Annotated in this window: 18 protein-coding genes; 5 read left to right on the forward strand and 13 right to left on the reverse strand. The window is 53.6% G+C overall.

The features are described 5' to 3' along the window. Positions 1 to 58 precede the first annotated feature (58 nt). The 4 genes from ACP3TC_RS16330 to phoB all read right to left on the reverse strand — a co-directional run bounded on the left by ACP3TC_RS16330 (position 59) and on the right by phoB (position 4,349). Complete coding sequence (locus tag ACP3TC_RS16330) at positions 59 to 1,162, reverse strand: cobalamin-independent methionine synthase II family protein (protein ID WP_426816835.1); 1,104 nt, start codon at positions 1,160 to 1,162, stop codon at positions 59 to 61. A gap of 229 nt (positions 1,163 to 1,391) precedes the next feature. Continuing rightward, positions 1,392 to 2,312 carry a PstS family phosphate ABC transporter substrate-binding protein gene (locus ACP3TC_RS16335; RefSeq protein ID WP_426816836.1) on the reverse strand — a complete coding sequence of 307 codons (921 nt, stop codon included), beginning with the start codon at positions 2,310 to 2,312 and terminating at the stop codon, positions 1,392 to 1,394. Positions 2,313 to 2,331: 19 nt separating this feature from the next. Next, entirely contained in the window at positions 2,332 to 3,645 is a 1,314-nt protein-coding gene (gene phoR, locus ACP3TC_RS16340) for a phosphate regulon sensor histidine kinase PhoR (protein ID WP_313856079.1), read from the reverse strand. 14 nt (positions 3,646 to 3,659) lie between these two features. Then, positions 3,660 to 4,349: a phosphate response regulator transcription factor PhoB gene (gene phoB, locus ACP3TC_RS16345; protein ID WP_052899539.1), complete on the reverse strand. Its 690-nt coding sequence runs from the start codon at positions 4,347 to 4,349 to the stop codon at positions 3,660 to 3,662. Between the two features lie 215 nt (positions 4,350 to 4,564). On the opposite strand from phoB, the gene sbcD reads away from it, so the two are divergent. From sbcD to ACP3TC_RS16360, 3 genes are all read left to right on the forward strand, one after another. After that, positions 4,565 to 5,782 (forward strand): exonuclease subunit SbcD, encoded by a 1,218-nt coding sequence (gene sbcD, locus ACP3TC_RS16350; protein WP_426816837.1) that lies wholly within the window; start codon positions 4,565 to 4,567, stop codon positions 5,780 to 5,782. Beyond that, positions 5,779 to 9,456 carry an SbcC/MukB-like Walker B domain-containing protein gene (locus ACP3TC_RS16355; protein ID WP_426816838.1) on the forward strand — a complete coding sequence of 1,226 codons (3,678 nt, stop codon included), beginning with the start codon at positions 5,779 to 5,781 and terminating at the stop codon, positions 9,454 to 9,456. The genes sbcD and ACP3TC_RS16355 overlap by 4 nt, the downstream gene beginning before the upstream one ends. A gap of 73 nt (positions 9,457 to 9,529) precedes the next feature. Continuing rightward, on the forward strand, positions 9,530 to 9,913 hold the full coding sequence (locus tag ACP3TC_RS16360) for a cell envelope integrity protein TolA (RefSeq protein ID WP_313856073.1): 384 nt from the start codon (positions 9,530 to 9,532) through the stop codon (positions 9,911 to 9,913). Between the two features lie 10 nt (positions 9,914 to 9,923). Here ACP3TC_RS16360 and mak read toward each other — a convergent pair whose 3' ends face one another. Further along, positions 9,924 to 10,829: a fructokinase gene (gene mak, locus ACP3TC_RS16365; protein ID WP_313856071.1), complete on the reverse strand. Its 906-nt coding sequence runs from the start codon at positions 10,827 to 10,829 to the stop codon at positions 9,924 to 9,926. 146 nt (positions 10,830 to 10,975) lie between these two features. Here mak and rdgC point away from each other — a divergent pair, with 146 nt between their 5' ends. Continuing rightward, positions 10,976 to 11,887, forward strand: coding sequence for a recombination-associated protein RdgC (gene rdgC / locus ACP3TC_RS16370; RefSeq protein ID WP_313856070.1), 912 nt, complete (start codon positions 10,976 to 10,978; stop codon positions 11,885 to 11,887). Between the two features lie 48 nt (positions 11,888 to 11,935). On the opposite strand, the gene ppnP is transcribed toward rdgC, so the two are convergent. The 5 genes from ppnP to ACP3TC_RS16395 all read right to left on the reverse strand — a co-directional run bounded on the left by ppnP (position 11,936) and on the right by ACP3TC_RS16395 (position 14,809). Then, entirely contained in the window at positions 11,936 to 12,220 is a 285-nt protein-coding gene (gene ppnP / locus ACP3TC_RS16375) for a pyrimidine/purine nucleoside phosphorylase (RefSeq protein ID WP_313856068.1), read from the reverse strand. Positions 12,221 to 12,315: 95 nt separating this feature from the next. Further along, a complete protein-coding gene (locus tag ACP3TC_RS16380; RefSeq protein WP_313856067.1) occupies positions 12,316 to 12,993 on the reverse strand; it encodes an AroM family protein in 678 nt (225 codons plus the stop codon). Positions 12,994 to 13,311: 318 nt separating this feature from the next. After that, positions 13,312 to 13,503, reverse strand: coding sequence for a YaiA family protein (locus ACP3TC_RS16385; RefSeq protein ID WP_313856065.1), 192 nt, complete (start codon positions 13,501 to 13,503; stop codon positions 13,312 to 13,314). A gap of 166 nt (positions 13,504 to 13,669) precedes the next feature. Beyond that, positions 13,670 to 14,194 (reverse strand): shikimate kinase AroL, encoded by a 525-nt coding sequence (aroL, locus tag ACP3TC_RS16390; protein ID WP_426816839.1) that lies wholly within the window; start codon positions 14,192 to 14,194, stop codon positions 13,670 to 13,672. A gap of 171 nt (positions 14,195 to 14,365) precedes the next feature. Continuing rightward, positions 14,366 to 14,809, reverse strand: a complete 444-nt coding sequence (locus tag ACP3TC_RS16395; RefSeq protein ID WP_313856063.1) for a YaiI/YqxD family protein — start codon at positions 14,807 to 14,809, stop codon at positions 14,366 to 14,368. Positions 14,810 to 15,045: 236 nt separating this feature from the next. Between ACP3TC_RS16395 and proC the strand changes: the two genes are divergently transcribed. Further along, entirely contained in the window at positions 15,046 to 15,861 is an 816-nt protein-coding gene (proC, locus tag ACP3TC_RS16400) for a pyrroline-5-carboxylate reductase (protein WP_313856061.1), read from the forward strand. A 33-nt stretch (positions 15,862 to 15,894) separates the two neighbouring features. Here proC and ACP3TC_RS16405 read toward each other — a convergent pair whose 3' ends face one another. The 3 genes from ACP3TC_RS16405 to ACP3TC_RS16415 form a co-directional block, all read right to left on the reverse strand. Next, positions 15,895 to 17,418, reverse strand: coding sequence for an FAD-dependent oxidoreductase (locus ACP3TC_RS16405; RefSeq protein ID WP_426816840.1), 1,524 nt, complete (start codon positions 17,416 to 17,418; stop codon positions 15,895 to 15,897). A 281-nt stretch (positions 17,419 to 17,699) separates the two neighbouring features. Further along, positions 17,700 to 18,764 (reverse strand): diguanylate cyclase AdrA, encoded by a 1,065-nt coding sequence (adrA, locus tag ACP3TC_RS16410; RefSeq protein WP_313856059.1) that lies wholly within the window; start codon positions 18,762 to 18,764, stop codon positions 17,700 to 17,702. Between the two features lie 101 nt (positions 18,765 to 18,865). Next, a complete protein-coding gene (locus ACP3TC_RS16415; RefSeq protein ID WP_313856058.1) occupies positions 18,866 to 19,168 on the reverse strand; it encodes a PsiF family protein in 303 nt (100 codons plus the stop codon). Positions 19,169 to 19,331 lie beyond the last annotated feature (163 nt).

Consider the following 19,331-nt stretch of genomic DNA (forward strand, 5'->3'; position numbering starts at 1 on the left):
GCATTCTGATGCACGAAAGGCGCGGAAAGCCGCGCCTGTCCGCACAACTTTACGCCAGTTACCAGACGTTTTTAGCGATATCGACCAGCAAACGCAGCTTGGCCCACTGCTGCTCTTCCGTCAGACTGTTGCCTTCCTCCGTTGAGGCAAATCCGCACTGCGGGCTGAGGCAGATTTGATTGATGTCGACATACTGCGCCGCTTCAGTCAGGCGCTGTTTTACCGTTTCCGGATTTTCCAGCTCGCCATTTTTAGTCGTGATCAGACCGAGCACCACCTGCTGGTTGCCTGGCCGGATAAAGCGCAGCGGCTCAAAACCACCGGAGCGCTGGTTATCGTACTCCAGGAAGAAAGCGTCAATGTTCACCGTGCCAAACAGAATTTCAGCCACTGGCTCGTAGCCGCCTTCAGAGATCCAGGTAGAGCGGAAGTTACCACGGCAAACATGCAGGCCAATGGTCAGATCGTCTGGCTTACCCTCAATGGCTTTATTCAGCACGCGGGCATAGATACGCGCCAGCTCTTCAGGATCGTCACCGCGCTCGCGGATCTGTTGTTTCTGATCGTCGGAGCAGAGATAGGCCCAGACGGTGTCATCCAGCTGCAAATAGCGGCAGCCGGCATCATAGAACGCTTTGATCGCATCACGATAAGTCTGTGCCAGGTCGTCAAAGTACGCATCCAGCTCAGGATAAACCGTTGCGTCGATCGCTTTACGTCCGCCGCGGAAGTGCAGCACGCTTGGGCTGGGTATCGTCATTTTGGCCACGGCATCACCACTGACGCTTTGCAGATAGCGAAAATCTTCCAGCATCGGGTGGTCGCCAAAGCCCAGCTTGCTGACCACGCGCACGCTGTGAGCTTTGGTCTGCACGCCGTTAAACTGGATGCCCTGATCGACATCGTAGCGCTCAACACCCTGCAGGCCGTCGAAAAAGTCAAAATGCCACCATGCGCGACGGAACTCACCGTCAGTCACCACCTGTAAACCGCAGGCACGTTGATGAGTCACCACATCACGGATCGCCTCATCTTCGATACGACGCAGTGCGGTGGCATCGATTTCACCCGCAGTAAACTGCTCACGCGCCTGTTTAATTGCCTGCGGACGCAGAAAGCTGCCAACGGTATCGGCACGAAATGGCGCGGTGGTTCTTTGCATGGTTTTTAACTCCTGACTGATGCGCGCAGCGCATAATTTACCGGTAAAATAGTTGCCCTTCGTTATTTTTAGACTTCTGGACATCCATATGTCTGAACCCACATTGCCATGAGCCTTGTTCAGGTGCAACAGAGGAAATTTCATTAGTGATGAATTAAATTCATGTTGGCAGGTGAGCGGCCTGATGCCGCCCCTGGGGTTAACACGTACCGGCTAATAATTTTAAAATTTAGTTAATCAGCGCCCGCGCCTGACGTAACTGCGCTTCAGACAGCGGCAAATAGCCCGAACGCTCCACCAGCGCCTGCCCTTGTGGCGAAATCGCCTGCTGCAAAAAGGCACGGGTTAACGGCTCCAGCGGTTTACCTGGGGCTTTATTCACATAGATATAGAGTGGGCGAAGATAAGGATAACTGCCGTTACGAATATTTTCGGTGGTTGGCATCACGCCTGGCTGGCCATCACGGCCAATCGCCAGCGTTTTAACGCCGCTGATATGAAAACCAATACTGGCATAGCCAATGCCATTCAGACTGCTGGCCACCGCCTGCACCACCGCCGCCGAACCGGGATACTCACTGACATCCTGGCGAAAATCACCGTTACACAGCGCCTGCTGTTTGAAGAACCCCCAGGTGCCGGAAGCGGAATTGCGCCCAAAGCGTTGCAGGGTGCGCCGCTGCCAGTCAGGTGCGGTCAGCGCTAAGTCTCCCCAATATTGCGGCGCAGCGGTAGCACCACATAAGCGCGTGACCGAAAATAGCGCATCAAGCTGCTGACTATCGATTGAGTTCAGCGGATTGTCCTGATTCACCACCACCACCAGCGCATCCATCGCCACCGGTACAGCCAGCGGTGGATAACCATATTTAGCCTCAAATAACTGGCGTTCTCCCGCCTGCATCGGGCGGCTCATGGCACCAAGCTGCGCTGCGCCAGCAGCCAGAGCTATCGGCGCGGTGGACGAACCGGCAGCCTGAACCTGCACGTTCACACCAGGGAACTGACGATTAAAGTTCTCACCCCATAGCGCCATCAGGTTACCGAGGGTATCCGAACCGACGCTGGTAAGATTTCCCGCCAGCATCCCCTCTTTCGCCTGAACTGCCGCTGACAGCACCAGCGCCGCTGCCAGAATCACTCGTTTCATGCTTTGCGTCCGTGAATGGTTAACGCTTTGCATTCTCCGGTAATTCAGCCGGAACAATCAACCTCGGCGCCAGCGTAAAGGCAAAACAGGTCTCAACATCAGCAGCACTGGTAATATCCAGCCGCGAATTATGATGGCTCAGCGCATGTTTTACGATCGCCAGCCCAAGACCGCTGCCGCCGGTGGCGCGCGAACGCGCTTTATCCACGCGGTAAAAGCGTTCGGTAAGCCGTGGAATATGTTCCTTCGCAATCCCCGGTCCGTTATCTTTCACCGCAAAATGCGCGCCGGTTTTATTACGTAACCAGCTGATATCAATCCGGGTGCCTGCTGGCGTATGGTTAACCGAGTTATAGACCAGGTTAGAAAGCGCACTGCGCAGTTGTTCATCATTACCGAACACCCGCAGGTGTGGATCGGTGTGGAAATGAATTTCATGCCGTCCATTGCTCAGCGTTTCCGCCTCACGTTGCAGCAGGCGCAACATCATCGGCACGTCCACTTTCTCCTGCAAATCAATCGCCGGCGCCGCTTCAATCCGCGACAGGGTAAGCAGCTGTTTAACCAGGCTATCCATACGCCGCGTCTGCTCCTGCATGGTATGCAGAGCCTTGCTGCGTGCAGGTCCTTCCAGCACCGCATCGTTCATCATTTCCAGATAACCCTGCAACACGGTTAACGGCGTGCGCAGTTCGTGACTGACATTGGCGAAAAAGTTGCGCCGCGCCCCTTCCAGCTGATGCATCTGAGTAACATCACGCGCCACCAGCAGCCACTGCCCTTCGCTGTAAGGCATGATACGAAACTCTAAATGACGATGATTATTCAGTACCAGAGTTAGCGGTCGGGAAAAATCGCGCTGGCGCAGATAGTGGGAAAACTCAGGATAGCGCAGCAGGTTAAGAATATTTTGTCCGTTATCCTCCGGCCAGCGCAGCCCAAGATGCTGTTGTGCCAGGCCGTTACACCAGAAAATATTGCCCTCTTCGGTCGTCAACACCACCGCATCCGGCAACGATTCTGCGCCGCTGCGAAAACGTTTAATCAGGTTGCCCAGCTCGCGACGTCGCCGCCGGTTACGCAGCTGCATCTGATACAAACCATAGAACAGTGGCTCCCAGCTGGCTTGCCCGGCGGGCGGCGTCATCGTACGGTCGATCCATAGCCAGTGCGACAGGCGCTGCAGATTATAGAAATGCCAGCCCAGCACGCCAAGCACCGACAGCAGCAGCCACCACGGCAGAAAACCCACCACCAGGCCGAGTATCAGTGCTGGCACGCAGGCCAGCAGCAGTTCCAGTAATAATCTCTTCCAGGAGAGGCGTTCCAGCACGGTTCAGACTCCGATCAAAAACGAGCGGAGAAACGATACCCCGTTCCACGCACCGTTTGCACCATGCGATCGTGGCCGGAAACTTCCAGCGCCTTGCGCAAACGGCGGATGTGCACATCAACAGTACGATCTTCCACATAAACATTGGTGCCCCAGACGTGATTCAGCAGCTGTTCACGGCTGTATACCCGTTCCGGATGGGTCATAAAAAAGTGCAGTAATTTATATTCGGTCGGGCCCATTTCCAGCGGGGTATTTTCTGACATCACCCGGTGCGACGAAGGATCGAGGCTGAGTCCCTGCATTTCGATCACCTCTTCAACCGCCATCGGTGATATACGGCGCATCACCGCTTTGATGCGTGCCACCAGCTCTTTCGGTGAAAACGGCTTGGTGATGTAGTCATCGGCACCGACTTCCAGCCCGCGCACCCGGTCTTCCTCTTCACCACGCGCGGTCAGCATCATCACCGGAATATCCCGGGTCATGGCTTCGCGTTTCAGATGCTTAATAAATTGAATGCCGCTGCCGCCAGGTAACATCCAGTCGAGCAGAATCAGATCGGGCCAGGGTTCGATAAGTAAATTGATCGCACTGTCATAATCTTCCGCTTCTATCGGTTGATAGTCATTTTGCTCAAGAACGAAACACAACATCTCACGGATTGGGGCTTCATCTTCGACTACCAAAATGCGCTTAGCCATTATTGCTCCTGCTGATGTGACTTTAGTCACTGGGATTCGCGGCGCCATTATGCGTCAGTTTTATGACAGATTTATGAAAAATGCACGGACCAAAATCGCCTTTGTGATACTTTTTTTTAGGCTGATTATGCATTTACTCACCCGCCGTTAAGCTCTCTGTTTATAATCGGCAACTTACGTTACCGTTATGTACCCTAAATAAATCGGGAAGTTTTATGCGCATTATCCACACCTCGGACTGGCATCTCGGTCAGTTTTTCTACACCAAAAGCCGGGCGCCGGAGCATCAGGCGTTTCTTAACTGGCTGGTACAGGTAGTAGAACAACATCAGGTCGATGCGGTGATTGTGGCCGGTGATATCTTCGATACCGGCTCGCCTCCGAGCTATGCGCGTGAACTGTATAACCGTTTTGTCGTGCAACTGCAGCAAACCGGCTGCCAGCTGGTAGTGCTCGGCGGAAACCATGATTCAGTGGCAACGCTCAATGAATCTCGCGAGCTGCTGGCCTGCCTGAATACCCGGGTGATTGCTGCCGCCAGCGATGACATCGGGCAGCAAGTGTTACAGCTGAATGACCGTCAGGGCAACCCAGCTGCGCTACTGTGTGCAATTCCATTTTTACGCCCGCGCGATATTCTGCGCAGCCAGGCCGGGCAATCGGGACGCGAAAAACAGCAAAGTCTGCTGGAAGCCATCAGCGAGCATTATCAGAGCTGCTATCAGCATGCGCTGACACAGCGCACCGCGCTGGGGCTGGCATTACCGATTATCGCTACAGGCCATCTGACGACCGTCGGCGTCACCACCAGTGACTCGGTGCGTGATATCTATATCGGCACGCTCGATGCCTTCCCGGCGCAGGCTTTTCCGCCCGCCGATTATATCGCACTGGGCCATATTCATCGGGCGCAACGCGTCGCCAACAGCGAACATATTCGCTACAGCGGTTCGCCTGTCCCACTCAGTTTTGATGAACTGGGTAAAGAGAAGAGCGTATTTCTGGTGGAGTTTGCCGGCGACCAGCTTCGCCGCGTTGAAGCGCTGCCGGTTCCGTTGTTTCAGCCGATGTGCATGATTAAAGGCTCGCTGGCAGAAATTGAGCAGCAGCTGGCACAATTCACCGATACTGACAGCAATGTCTGGCTGGATATCGAAATCGTCACCGCCGATTATCTCAATGATATTCAGCGCCGCATCCAGGAGCTGACCGCCGCGCTGCCGGTAGAAGTGGTGTTACTGCGCCGCAGCCGCGAACAGCGTGACAAGGTGATTGCACGTCAAAATAACGAAACCCTAAGTGAGCTGAGCGTTGAAGAGGTGTTTGCCCGGCGACTGGAACAGCAAGAAGATAATGATACTCCGCGTCAGCAGCGCGCGCAGCAGCTGTTTGTTACCACTTTAGATGCCATTCGCCATGAGGAGCAGCCGTGAAAATTTTGACGCTGCGTTTTAAGAACATCAACTCGCTGAAGGGCGAATGGAAAATCGATTTCACCGCTGAACCCTTCGCCAGTAACGGCTTGTTTGCGATTACCGGGCCAACCGGAGCCGGTAAAACCACCCTGCTCGATGCTATTTGCCTGGCGCTGTATCATCAGACCTCGCGCCTCGGCGGTATTACCCAGTCGCAAAACGATCTGATCACTCGCGATACCGCCGAATGCCTTGCCGAAGTGGAGTTTGAAGTTAAGGGTGAAGCCTGGCGCGCATTCTGGAGTCAGAATCGCGCGCGTGGCGCGGTGGATGGCAATTTGCAGGCGCCAAGAGTCGAGCTGGCGCGCTGTAGCGATAACACCATTGTCGCCGATAAAGTTAACGACAAGCTTAAAATGACTGAAAGTCTGACCGGCCTCGATTTTAACCGTTTTACCAAATCGATGATGCTTTCCCAGGGTCAGTTTGCCGCCTTTCTGAATGCCAAAGCCAATGAACGCGCAGAGCTGCTGGAAGAGCTGACCGGCACCGAAATTTATGGCCGCATCTCAATGGAGGTGTTTGAACGTCATAAAGCCACCCGCCTTGCGCTGGATAATTTGCGCGCGCAGGCATCCGGGATGGCGTTACTGGATGAAGAGACGCGTCAGACTCTGCAACAGCAGCTGGATCAGTTGATTGCGCAGGAGCAAGTACTTACCCAGCAACTGAATAAGCGACAGCTTGAGCAACAATGGCTGACCCAGCGCGATAAGCTGCAACAAAGTTGTCAGCAGGCAGAGAGCACTCAGCAGCAGGCGGAGCACGCATGGCAGCAGGCACTTCCGCAGCGGGAGCAGCTGGCGCAGGCAGAACCGGCAGAAAAACTGCGTCCGCTGTGGCAACAGCGTAACCAGACTCAGCAGGATGTAGCCGATGCTGAGCAACAGCTTCACGCGCTGAGCACACAGCAGCAGCAAGCCAGCATCGCGCTGCACAGCCTGAGCGAACAGCAGCAGCAGGCAGAATCGCAGCTGAAACAGCTGTCAGCACAACGTCAGCAGCAGGAAACGCTGATTAATGAGCAGGTTATTCCGCTCGATCATCAGCTGGCAACATTGCAACAGCAGGCAGAACAGCTGGACAAAACGCTAAGTGAGTACCAACTTTCACAGCAGCAGAAACTGCAAAATCAGGCGCAGTATGCTCAGGAAATCAACAACCTGGAGCAGCAACGCTACCAGCACCAACAGTGGCGCGAGCAGCATGAGCACGTCGCTCACTGGGGTGAATCACTGCTGTTGTGGCGGGAACGATTCAGCCAGTTACAAAAAAGCGAGCAAGCACTGACTTCGCTGCAACAGCGCGAACAGCAACAGTTGCAGACTATCGCACAGCAAAATCAGTCGCTTGAGCAGCAGGCAACGCAGCTGGCCCCGCTACAGGCACAGTACGATATTACACAGCAGCAGCAGAATCAGGCCGAACAAGCGCTGGCGACGCTGCAACAGCAGCAACCCGAACAGACATTGCGGGCAGCGCTGGCGGCTCTGCAACAGCAACGTCCGCAGCGGCAACAGCTGGCGCTGCTGTCATCGCAGTGGCTGCAGCTGAGTCAGCAGCAACAACGTCAGCACGCTGCACTGCAGCAGCTGAATTCGCAATTACTCCAGGACGAGCAGCTGCTGCAAGCGCTGCGCGGCGCATGGAAAGAGAAAAAGCAGCACTATCTCGATCTGAAAACGCGCTGCGAACTGGAAAAGCAAATCGCCGATTTAGCGCACTATCGCGCGGCGTTACAGCCTGAGCAACCCTGTCCGCTATGCGGCTCCTGTCAGCACCCGGCCATTGCCGAGTATCAGTCACTGGAACTGTCCGAAAATCAGCAGCGCCTGCAGCAACTGGAAAAAGAGGTGCAGCAACTCGCAGAGCAAGGCAGTGCTAAAGGTGAACAGGTGCGGCTGAGCAAGCTACAACTGGAAAAACAGCAGCAGGAAAGCCAGCAAATCGCCAGCGATATCGCCGGTTTGCTGCAACTGTGGCAGCAACTTGCCAGCCAGCTGGCAACAGACTTTGTCACGCCGGAAGCGGAAGCCGTCAGCCACTGGCTGCAACAGCAGGAGCAGCAGGAAGCCAGCCTGCAACAGACGCTGATCCACTATGAGCAGGCGTCGCGCCTGCATCAGCAAACTAAAGATGCCTGTAGCGCGCAATGGCAGGCGCTGCAAAAACATCAGCAGTCACAGCAACTGGCGCAGCAGCAGCTGAACCATGCGCAGCAACAGCTGGATGAGCTGCAAAAACAGCAGCAAAGCGATCGACAGCAGGCCCGGCAATTACGCGAAGCACTCACCGCCGAACTGGCCGTTTATCAGTTCAGTTTACCTGACGCCGACAGTGCCGACAGCTGGTTACAGGCACGCCAGCAACAGTGGCAACAGTGGCAGCAAACTGAACAACAACTGACTGAACTACAGCCTAAGCTGGCGGCGCTGGAAAGCCGCCAGCAAAGCCTCGCCAGTGAGCTGGCTGAGTTGCAAAAGCGCCTGACCAGCAGCGCAACCGAGCGCGATACGCTGCATCAGCACACCCTGGCTCTCCAGCAACAGCGCCAGCAGCTGTTTGGCGATCGCCAGATCGGCGACGTCCGGCAGCAGCTGCAACAGCAGATGGTTCAGGCAGAAGCGCTCAGTGCTGAGAGACAGCAACAGTGGCTGACAGCACAGAACCAGCTGAATAACCTGACCGGACAGCATAACTCACTAAATAATCAGCTGACATCATTACAATCCCGCCTGAAACAGGCGCAGGAACAGCTGAGTAACGCACTGACCGCCAGCGCTTTCGCCGATGAAAGTGCCTTTACCGCCGCACTGCTTGATGACGCCAGCGCACAACGCTTGCGTCAGCAGCAGCAACAGCTGGAAAGTCAGCGTCAGCAGGCGGTGGTGCTGTATCAGCAGGCCAGCAAAGCGCTAAGCGAACATCAGGCGCTGCAGCCGGAAAATCTGAATGACCAACCAGAAACCCTCAGCGAACAGATAGATATTTTACGCTTGCAGGTGCGAGACAATGCCCAGCAGCAGGGCCAGGCACGCCAGCAGCTGGATAGCGACCAGCAGCGTCGACAGCAGCAACAGAGCCTGCTGCAACAAATTGCCGACGGCGAGCAGCAGGCGGATGACTGGGGTTATCTCAATCAAATGATTGGTTCACGAGACGGCGATAAATTCCGTAAATTTGCTCAGGGACTGACGCTCGATCATCTGGTGTGGCTGGCGAATAATCAGCTAACCCGCCTGCATGGTCGCTATCTGCTGCAACGGAAATCACAGGAAGCCCTGGAGTTGCAGGTGATCGATACCTGGCAGGCCGATGCCCAGCGCGATACCCGTACCCTGTCCGGCGGCGAAAGTTTCCTGGTCAGCCTGGCGCTGGCGCTGGCGCTGTCCGATTTGGTTAGCCATAAAACCCGTATTGAGTCGCTGTTCCTTGATGAAGGCTTTGGCACGCTTGATGCTGAAACACTGGATACCGCGCTGGATGCCCTCGATGCGCTGAACGCCAGCGGCAAAACCATCGGCGTGATCAGTCACGTCGACGCGATGAAAGAGCGTATCCCGGTGCAGATTAAAGTACGCAAGGTGAACGGCCTCGGCTACAGTAAACTGGAACCCGTATTTTCAGTTTAATCGGCCTTTCGTCGCGCTACAGATAGCGTTAGTGTGGCGCCTTTACCGCACCACGCGCTGTTCAGGGGTAGAGATGTCACGATTGACTGTATTAATGGGGATGGCGCTTAGTCAGTTGTTACTGAGCGCCTGTCAGATGCCGGCTGACAAGCAGCCAACTGGGGCAGAACAGGCTTGTTCGCGCACGCAAACTATGAGTAAAGAGATGTGCATGTATACCCGGCAGATATATGCAAAGGTCACGGCAAATTTCTTTGATTATGACCGCTATTCTGGCCAGCAGTGCGATGCGACCATCGAGTACAGCAGCATTCATCAGCGCTATAACGTGATTCGCACTCAGGGTGATGAACCGCTGTGCCTGAAGGCCTGGCAAGTTATCGGCACGGCGAAAGATCTTCCACCGCCGCCGACTAATTTTACCCGAGGTGTGGTGCTGAGTTTCCGGCCAGACTGATAGTGAATGCTTACAGCGGCCACAGCCACGCCGCGCCACGCACGCCGCTGGAATCACCATGTTGCGCTCTGAGCACCGGCGTTTCACACTCGCCGCCGAACACCCAGTTTTTCAGCAGCAGCGGCACTGTTTGATACAGGCGCTCTACATTACTCATGCCACCGCCCAGCACAATGACATCCGGATCGAGAATATTGACAACCTGCCCGAGAGATTTCGCCAGCCGTAGCTCATAACGATTCATCGCCAGCTCTGCCAGCGGATCCTGCTGCCCCAGCAGCTCGATAATCTCTGCTCCGCTACGTTTCTGCCCGCTTAACCGATGGTAATCGGTGGCAAAACCGGTGCCGGAAATAAAGGTCTCGATACAGCCGGCCTTGCCGCAGTAACATGGAACCTGCTGCCGATAGCGTAATTCGTCTTCATCCATCCACGGCAGTGGGTTGTGCCCCCATTCGCCTGCGTTGCCATTACCGCCGATGTGCGCCTGACCATTTAACGCCACGCCCGCGCCGCATCCGGTGCCGATAATCACCGCAAATACCGTCGATTTACCCGCCGCCGCGCCGTCGACCGCTTCTGAAACCGCCAGACAGTTGGCGTCATTGGCGATACGCACTTCGCGTTGCAGCAGCGCGGCAAGATCGGTATCCATCGGCTGCCCATTAAGCCAGGTCGAGTTGGCATTTTTCACTTTGCCAGTATAGGGCGATAAGGTGCCGGGAATGCCGATTCCCACGCTGCCCTGCTGGCCGGTTTTCTCTTCCGCCAGTTTTACCAGTGTTGCAATCGCATTCAGCGTTTGTTGGTAGTCGTCACGCGGAGTCGCCACTCGATGGCGAAACAGCTCTTCGCCCTGGTCAGATAACGCAATCACTTCAATTTTAGTGCCGCCTAAATCAATGCCTATACGCACCTGTTATTCCTCATTATTCGTCGCAATGCTCCTAACATTAGAAGGGTGGCGCAGGAAAGGCAATGAAACCGCCGCGATGTTTCGCTATCATGCCCGCTGACTTTGAAACATGCGCGTTCGATCGCGCTCCAGCCAGGGAAAACACCATGTTGTGGTTTAAAAATTTGATGGTTTATCGTCTGAATCGTGACATTCCGCTGTCCGTTGACGATATGGAAAAACAACTCGATGCGTTTTCTTTTAGCCCGTGCGGCAGCCAGGATATGGCCAAAACCGGTTGGGTTTCGCCGATGGGATCGCGCAGCGACGCGCTGACCCACGTGAATAACGGTCAAATCCTGATTTGCGCGCGCAAAGAAGAGAAAATTCTGCCCTCGCCGGTGATTAAACAGGCGCTGGAAGCAAAGATTGAAAAGCTTGAAGCTGAACAACAGCGTAAGCTGAAAAAAACCGAGAAAGACTCGCTGAAAGATGAAGTGTTGCACAGCCTGCTGCCGCGCGCCTTCAGTCGTTTCAGTCAGACCTTCTTATGGATCGATACGGTCAACAATTTGATTATGGTTGACTGTGCCAGCGCCAAAAAAGCGGAAGATACGCTGGCGCTGCTGCGTAAAAGCCTCGGTTCGCTGCCGGTGGTGCCGCTGACGCTGGAAAGCCCGATTGAGCTGACGCTGACCGAGTGGGTGCGTTCCGGCGATCTGCCAGCCGGTTTTGCATTAATGGATGAAGCCGAGCTGAAAGCGATTCTGGAAGATGGTGGCGTGATCCGTTGTAAGAAACAGGATCTGGTTTGCGACGAAATCGCCAACCATATCGAAGCCGGCAAGCTGGTGACCAAACTGGCACTGGACTGGCAGGAGCGCATCCAGCTGATATTGTCTGATGACGGCTCGCTGAAACGCCTGAAGTTTTCCGACACCCTGCGCGAGCAGAACGACGATATCGATCGTGAAGATTTTGCTCTGCGTTTTGATGCTGACTTTATTCTGATGACCAGCGAACTGGCAGCACTGGTCAGTAATCTGGTTGAAGCACTCGGCGGCGAAGCACAGCGTTAACAACCCGCCTGCGCGGCAGCAAGGCCGGGGATCTCCCGGCCTGAGATCTTACAGGTAACGACACAGATACGAGGTCGGTTCTGCGACCTGCAGATGGAACTCGCTGTGCGCCGGAACATTGAAAATCTCACCCGCCTGATACAGTTTCCACTCGGTTTCACCCGGTAGCAGTACCTTCAGTGAACCACTGACCACCGTCATCTCTTCTGCCTGACCGGTGCCAAAATTGTATTCACCTTCGACCATCACGCCAACGCTGGCGCGTCCGGTACTGGCACTGTCAAAAGCAATCGATTTCACTTTTCCGTCAAAGTACTCGCTAATGGTGAGCATACTGCTTCCTCGAAACCTAAAAATGGGTGGAAAAACAGTGTAGAACGTTGATTCAGCCTCTGTCACGCAAAATTCGTCTGTGGTGAGTGGCGTGACTACATCAACAGTTCAGCCGCCAGCGTTGCCACCAGCGTATTCGATAACAGCACCGGAATACCGAGCAGTTTTTGCAGGAAGTCGCGATGGCGCTGGTGGTATCCCATACTGTCCAGCAGCAGCACATCTGCCCCCTGCTCCAGCAGTGACAGCGCCGCATCGATCAGTTGTTCATCATCAGATTGCCAGGGGCTGGCGACCGCAAAACAGGGAGGATTGCTGAGATTTTTCCATTTTCCCGCCTGCTCTTCAATTTGCTCAAATAGCGGCACCATTATCCCGACCTGATATCCGGCAACGATGGCTTCAACCAGCGGAGGAATAATGCGATCCGGCTCGAGTAATACCGCGCTGGTGGTATTAAGCGAGAAAATATTGCCCGGGCAGCACAATAAAATTGTGTCATACCCCTGCTGTTCCAGCGCCAGCAGACACTTTTGCAGTCCGGCTTCAACTTTAGCCGCCGATAACGTCAATGAGCTGCCATCCTGCAAGTGGACCAGTAGCGTTTTTTCATCAGCTTCCGGCATAAACTGCTGGTTTATATCGCTTAGCGTCATGCCATCTAACAGGGCGACACTGGTAATCTGCTGCTCCGGTAAGTGCTCAAGTAGCAGTGGAAAGAAATCGCTGCGGGGCATATGGCTGATTGTCAGCGTGACCAGTGTCTGTTTCATAAAAGCTGTCCGGGTGAAATGCTTCTGACTGCTTTATCGCGCCAGATTTTTTTAAATAATCGGCCATGATAAAACCGGTAAGACTGACGTCCAACCTCTTTTGCCCAACCTTTAGTAATTAATCCGGCAAAGTAGTAATCAATGCGATAAAGCCATCAATGTCGCCTTTCATTTAGAGCATAGCCCATCTAAATGAGACTCTGATCTCAATGAGACTTTCATATAAAAGCCAGCAAATCACTGCGAATGGGGTTCAGACTGCATCAGGATTCAGGGGGAGAAATGCGAGGAAAAGCGTCGGCGTCCTTGCCGCTGGAACTATTCTTTATCTTTATCTTCGTAGCGTTCTCTGGCGTCCAGCGCTTCCTGTTCAGTTTCATGTTCGCTGATCAAGGTATTGGCATGAGGGTGATCGGCGCGCAGCTGATACCAGGTGACGGTTTTGCCGGGCGCACCTTTCTCTACCGTTTCAATTCGCGCTTCACGTGGATATGGAGGTCTTGTCGCCATAAAAGTCTTCCCTCTTATTGTCGATGAATACTATCCGCTAAATCCTGGGAAAGATTCCCGTCGCAGACATTTTTACTGCCCGAAGGATAAGTATAGACAATTTCAGGTATTTTTCAGGACGACAGCGGAGAGCAGACGACGAGGGCGTCGCCTGCCGGACAACAGATTAGCTGGCGCGCGCCAGAGACAAGGTTTGCAACAGCTGGAGGACAACTTGCTCAGGCGTATGCATCGCATTGATCACATGATGGGCCGCCTGATGATAGAGCCTGTCGCGCTGTGACAGCACTTCCACCATCTCGTCAGCAATTGGACGCCCGGTTAAGGTTGGACGCTGCTCCTGCTCAGGATACGCCTCCAGCCGGGCAGCCAGCACATCCGCTTCGGCATTCAGATAAACCACCGTGCCGTGATCGCGCATAAACTCACAATTTGCTTCGGCCAGAACCATTCCGCCACCGGTAGCAATCACCGTGGAGGGCGCGGTCACAGCCATCAGCGATTGTGTTTCACGCTGGCGAAATCCATCCCATCCTTCAGCAGCAACGATATCGGCAACCGTACGCTGCGTGCTCTGCTGTAGAAAGTGATCGGTATCACTAAACGCATAGCCCAGCGCCTGGGAAAGTGCCATTCCAACGGTAGTTTTTCCGCATCCGCGGGCGCCGATCAAATAGATGGGTAACGACATAAAGCGCAAATCCTCAGGCGCATTACCGATACCGCGAGTGCCATCGATAATGCTTAAAACAGGTCAACTTTGCGTCGCATCATACCGACAATTTTTTCTGTGAGCCAGATGTAACCACAGATTTACGCCTGCCAGATGACAAACCTGATGATTTTTTATCTGCAGGCTGAGTCAGCCTCTCAGCAACCATTTATCCAGTTCGTTGGCGAACTGCTGTCGATCCTTTTGGCTTAATGCGCTCGGCCCACCGGTCTGAATGCCACTGGAACGCATCGTGTCCATAAAATCTCGCATCGTCAGGCGTTCACGTATCGTGGCATTGCTGTAACGCTCGCCGCGCGGATTCAGTGCCACGGCACCTTTTTCCATCACCTCCGCCGCCAGCGGGATATCGGCGGTAATCACTAAATCGCCTTTCTCCGAGCGCCGGACGATTTCATTATCAGCCACATCAAAACCGGCGGGCACGCGTAACGTGCGAATAAAACGCGATGGCGGCACCGTTAACGGCTGATTGGCAACAAAGGTAATCTCGATCTGCGCACGCTCAGCAGCGCGGTACAACACTTCTTTAATCACTTTTGGACACGCATCGGCATCCACCCAGATTGGCATAACATTTCCTGTCAGGATTGGGGAACTATGGAGATCTTGCCGTTCTTTTCCAGAATGGCAAATTTTATCTGATCAAAACGCTTAACCACTGTAAACCGCAGGCGGAGAACAGGATGTTGTCTTGCTTTATCTCCGCCATTCATGATTGGCATTGTTTTAAGATCGCTGAAGCTGGATTAAGGTGAAGAATGTCGTAAGCTAGTTGGCGGCGAAAAACACAACGCATTAAGGAGCAGATGTTGGAGAAGAAGATAGGTTTTATCGGCTGCGGCAACATGTCTAAAGCCATCATTGGCGGTCTGGTGGCCGGTGGACAGATTCAACCGGAGAACATCTGGGTCTTCGACCATAAACCTGAAACCAATCAGGCGATGCAGCAGCAGTATGGCATCACGCCCGCAGAAAGTGCGGAAGAGGTGGCTAAACAGACCGATATTTTATTTGCTGCCGTAAAGCCAAACGTGATTCTGAAAGTCCTGAAGGACCTGGCCGGCAGTCTGAACAGAGATACGCTGGTGGTGTCAATTGCCGCCGGAGTGACGCTGGATGCGCTGGCGATGGCGCTTGGTCATGACCGCAAGATTGTGCGGGTAATGCCCAATACACCGGCGCTGGTTAACGAAGGTATGACTTCGGTTACGCCAAATGCGCTGGTATCCCAGCAAGAAACCGAAGAAGTCGTGGCCATTTTTAACAGCTTTGGCAAAGCAGCGGTTGTCGCTGAATATCTGATCCACTCGGTGGTTGGCGTCAGCGGTTCAGCACCCGCCTACGTATTTATGTTTATCGAAGCGATGGCCGACGCCGCGGTACTCGGCGGCATGCCGCGTGCCCAGGCTTATCAATTTGCTGCACAGGCGGTAAAAGGCTCAGCCCAGATGGTACTGGAAACCGGCAAGCATCCAGCCGAACTGAAGGATATGGTCTGCTCACCAGGCGGCACCACCATTGAAGCGGTGAAAGTGCTGGAAGAGAAAGGCTTCCGTTCTGCAGTCATCGAAGCGATAAGCCAGTGTATGGCGAAATCCGAAGCGCTGAGTAAAAAATCCTGAGTTGTCGGGTCGGGCCTGCCCGACCCGTAAGCTTTACTGCCGTTGCTTAGCCAGTGAAATGGCCTGCTGAAGCGTCATCGGTTGCTGCATACGCATCACCAGCTCGGCCGTCAGAGTGTACATTCCACAGGATATCACCGCTGCCAGCTTTCCTTGCTGACCATAGAAACCGATAAACTTCTGATCGTCTAACGAACCGATCAGCTCGAACTGATCCCATTCGCTGGCATGTCCCAGATATTCATAGCGAGTGCCAAAATGCGCGGTCCAGAAAAACGGCACCCGGTCAAAAACCTGTGTCGCACCCAGCATGTTCTTTGCCGCCAAACGACCTTGCTGCTGTGCCACCCGATAGTGTTCGATGCGCTGATAGCCCTTCGCGACCGGATAACTGGCAATATCACCTACCGCCCAGATATTTTCACTCAGCTGCAACTGTTGATTGGTTGGCAGGCTGCCATCATCCAGCAATTCGATATCATGGATAAATCCGGTGGCGGGCGCTACACCAGTGGCCAGCAGCACGACATCCGCAGGCACCACTTCACCACTTTTCAGTTCCACGCCGCAAACCTGCCGTTCACCCTGCAGTGCGGCAACCTCACCCTCAATAAAGCGCACACCCTGCCCTTCATGCAGTTGACGGAAGAAGCCAGCAACCTTTGAGCCAAACTGCTTTTTAAACGGCAGCGCATCGCGGGCGATCACCTGCACTTCGATCCCACGCGCTCGCAGCGCCGATGCCAACTCCATACCAATAAAACTGTTGCCGATAATTACCAGCTTTTGCTTTTCATCCACTTCCCGCAACAAACTGTCGGCTTGCTCAATACTGCGCAACAGATGCACACCAAACAGTGCCTTACCGGGTATCTCGGGACGCTGGGGTACGCCTCCGCTGGCAATCAGTAATTTATCGAAATGCAGCGTCGAACCATCAGCAAAATGCAGATTTTGCTGACGGCTGTCGAGCCGCTCAACATCACCATAATAGCGCTCGACCTGCTGCAAAAATGCGTCATCGACCGGCGCAGGCACTTCACTGATTTTCATCTCTCCGGCAGCAACAAATTTACTGAGAGCAGTGCGATCGTAGGGCGCTTCTCGCTCGCGATCGACCAGTATCAGTTTGCCAGCAAAACCTTGATCGCGTAGCGTCCACGCTGCCGCACTGCCCGCCGCCCCACTCCCCACAATGACAAAAACCGCCGATGAAGGACTGCCAGATTGGGGTTGCCGTGCCGGCAGCGGCTCAGGCTTAACCTGCACCATGCCATTTTCAATCCGCAGTGGGTACTGCGGCAAATGACTCAGCGCCAGCGGCTCTGCCAGGCTGCCGTCATCAAGATTGAACGCTGCCTTATGCCACGGGCAAATCAGCTTGCCATCGCAGATTGCACCTTGTTCCAGCGGGGCTCCGGCATGAGGGCATGTTGCCTGATACGCATGGACTGAATCACCATGACGGATCAATAACACATTGGTTTCCCCTACCGGGGCTTTAACCGGCTTCATCTCTGGAAGATCCTGCAATACCATTACATTCTGATAACCCACGACATGACTCCCTTGCATTGATTGGTGTCGCGCAATGGCAAAACCGGCCAGTGGCATACCCATATAGTTATTGTGAATATTAAGCCTGGCAGGCTAAGCGAAGATGGCAACGCGTGAAGTAAAGCGAAGGGGAAATGCTGGCTAACTGATTGTTTAGCGGTATTTTAAAATATTTAAGCAAATATTAACCGGCAAAATTTATCCTGACGCGCAGGACGGCGGAACGGCGGAACGGCTATATAACGGGATTGTTAGGCATCTATAAATACCGGCGATAATTGCTATCGATCCGCCACTTCGGTGCGGCTACGCCCGGCCTTTTTCGCCCGGTATAACGCTACGTCCGCCGCCTTAATCCAGTCATGATAGTTTTTCATATGCTCGCTGTATTCAGCTACGCCAACGCTGATATGGATTGTCATTGCCGGTGCCTGACCCTTTCCTGCCAGGTGCAAATTATCCCGCACCCGACTAATGGCCTGAATCGCCTTTGCCGAAGAGGTGCCTGGCATAATCACGGCAAATTCATCGCCACCAAAGCGACCGATAATATCGCTGGTGCGAAGCCTTAGGCGCAACTCTTCCGTCACCCGCATCAGTGCTTCATCACCCAGGTCGTGTCCCCAGGTATCGTTAATAGTTTTAAAATGGTCGAGATCAATAAGTAGTAACGTGGCAATGTGTTGATAGCGCTGACAGTTGTCATATTCATTGTGCAGCAAATGTTCCCAGTAACGACGATTAAAAACTCCGGTCATTCCATCGTGGATACTCATTTCCATCAGCTTACGTTTGTGCTGCGCCAGCTTTATTGCCATGCTATAAGTCACCTGGCCGAGAAATACAGGGTAAATAAACAGCATCGGCAAACAGATATACATCTGTTGTGGCGAGGTGGCAAAATTAATTGTCGGTTGCACCAGTAACAGCGTCACGGCGATCACCATCAGTTGCAGTATAAAACCACGAAAAAAGAATTTCGCGCCACCGGCGGCAATATTGTTCATGCCCATCATCGCGGCAAGTAGGGTGGAAGGCAGCGCATTCAGCCCCATTAACGCAATCCAGAAACCGCCGAATGCGGCGTCCAGCAGCAGATTTCGCCGCTCACTGCGCATCGGATCTTTCGCATGAATGGCTAACCAGTAAGCCAGATGTGGCCAGATAAAGCCATTGACAAACAACAAGCTTATCAACCAGTTGGATGGATTGTCGCCCAACGACCACATGACAAGAATAAAACCAAATCCCAGCCCGACGATACGGGGCAGATAGACGCGGCGGGCAAAACGCAGTCCCGAACGTCGCGCGTCAACTTTTAATAAAGTTGCAACGGGTAAGGTCATTGCCACCTCGTCAGTCAGACCGGCAATTCCGGTGTGACGTTTCAGGCCTAAGTATCCTGAGAGACTGAAATAGCGTGGACCTTCAGGCCCACGTTAATATTTTAGCTTTTCTTCAGGCAACCGCTCATAAAGGTTTTTCGTTCATCGCCCTTCAGGGCCTTTTCACCAGCCTGTGCATTGCAGGTTTTCATCCTCATTTGCTGCGGCGTCATCCCACTTATCTCATGGTCTTTACGCAGGCATTTGCTCATAAACTGTTTACGGGCATCACCTTTTAACTCCTGACTACTGGCCTGCTGATTACACAAGGTCATTTTTTGCTGCTGTGGCGTTTTTTCTACTGCACCAGCATAACCTGACGCCATAATGCAGGTTAGGGTTATCATCAGCACCTGAACTTTCATACCCGATCCTTTTAGTTAATAAATAACTGCTGAGAAAATGCCTTAGCATTAATTATCAGTCTGGCAGCAATCAGGATTTCAGCGAGCGATCTGATAACAAATTTATCACTGGCCAGCAGTTCAGCATTCGATAACTAAGATGCCAGCGGGAGGGTAAACGTTT

The sequence above is a fragment of the Winslowiella sp. 2C04 genome (assembly GCF_050037805.1).
Classification (GTDB): domain Bacteria; phylum Pseudomonadota; class Gammaproteobacteria; order Enterobacterales; family Enterobacteriaceae; genus Erwinia; species Erwinia toletana_A.